Consider the following 346-nt stretch of genomic DNA (forward strand, 5'->3'; position numbering starts at 1 on the left):
GGCACGAAGCGTGAAGACGTGGAGCGCGGTCAAGTTCTGGCCAAGCCGGGTTCGATCACGCCGCACACGCACTTCACGGCTGAAGTGTATGTGTTGAGCAAGGACGAAGGCGGTCGTCACACGCCGTTCTTCAACAACTATCGCCCGCAGTTCTACTTCCGTACCACGGACGTAACGGGTTCGATCGAGTTGCCGAAGGACAAGGAAATGGTCATGCCGGGCGACAACGTGTCGATCACGGTGAAGCTGATCGCTCCGATCGCGATGGAAGAAGGTCTGCGCTTCGCTATCCGTGAAGGCGGTCGTACCGTCGGCGCTGGTGTCGTCGCCAAGGTTCTCGAGTAAA

Annotated in this window: 1 pseudogene; it reads left to right on the forward strand. The window is 58.7% G+C overall.

Annotated features, from left to right (window positions below):
* Positions 1-345 (forward strand): annotated as a pseudogene (gene tuf, locus ACSQ83_RS35965) (elongation factor Tu); the annotation flags it as partial.
* Position 346: the final 1 nt, after the last annotated feature.

Source organism: Caballeronia sp. LjRoot29 (assembly GCF_964252755.1).
Lineage (GTDB): Bacteria > Pseudomonadota > Gammaproteobacteria > Burkholderiales > Burkholderiaceae > Caballeronia.